General features: G+C 47.3%; 4 tRNA genes and 1 rRNA gene. All 5 read left to right on the forward strand.

Features of this window, described 5'->3' with window-relative positions:
• Window positions 1–136: 136 nt before the first annotated feature.
• Window positions 137–253: ribosomal RNA gene (rrf, locus tag NiCM35_RS26650) — 5S ribosomal RNA — on the forward strand.
• A 10-nt stretch (window positions 254–263) separates the two neighbouring features.
• Window positions 264–338: transfer RNA gene (locus NiCM35_RS26655), tRNA-Asn, on the forward strand.
• 4 nt (window positions 339–342) lie between these two features.
• Window positions 343–434: transfer RNA gene (locus NiCM35_RS26660), tRNA-Ser, on the forward strand.
• Between the two features lie 18 nt (window positions 435–452).
• Window positions 453–527: transfer RNA gene (locus tag NiCM35_RS26665), tRNA-Glu, on the forward strand.
• A gap of 21 nt (window positions 528–548) precedes the next feature.
• Window positions 549–624 (forward strand) — tRNA-Val (locus NiCM35_RS26670).
• The last annotated feature ends 4 nt before the right edge of the window (window positions 625–628 follow it).

Below are 628 nucleotides of genomic sequence, written 5' to 3' on the forward strand. Positions count from 1 at the left end.
AATCGGCGATAAGCTGGACAAAATGATTACTTGTTTCTTTCTTCTTACCATAATCTAGTTTTCAGGGAATAATTTTCTAAAAATATACTTGAAAAAATCTCAAAAACATGTATAATAAAATATGTCTTGAGAAAAGTCTGGTGGCGATAGCGAGAAGGTCACACCCGTTCCCATACCGAACACGGAAGTTAAGCTTCTCAGCGCCGATGGTAGTTGGGGGTTCTCCTCCTGTGAGAGTAGGACGTCGCCAGGCATACCATTATTCCGCAGTAGCTCAGTGGTAGAGCATTCGGCTGTTAACCGAACGGTCGTAGGTTCGAGTCCTACCTGCGGAGCCATATTGGAGAGCTGTCCGAGTGGCCGAAGGAGCACGATTGGAAATCGTGTAGGCGGGTAACCCTGTCTCAAGGGTTCAAATCCCTTGCTCTCCGCCATTATAACTTTTCAAATATGGCCCATTGGTCAAGCGGTTAAGACACCGCCCTTTCACGGCGGTAACACGGGTTCGAATCCCGTATGGGTCACCAATACATACCATTATACTTTATGGAGGATTAGCTCAGCTGGGAGAGCATCTGCCTTACAAGCAGAGGGTCGGCGGTTCGATCCCGTCATCCTCCACCATTAT

The sequence above is a fragment of the Niallia sp. M35 genome (assembly GCF_050971705.1).
Classification (GTDB): domain Bacteria; phylum Bacillota; class Bacilli; order Bacillales; family Cytobacillaceae; genus Niallia; species Niallia circulans_A.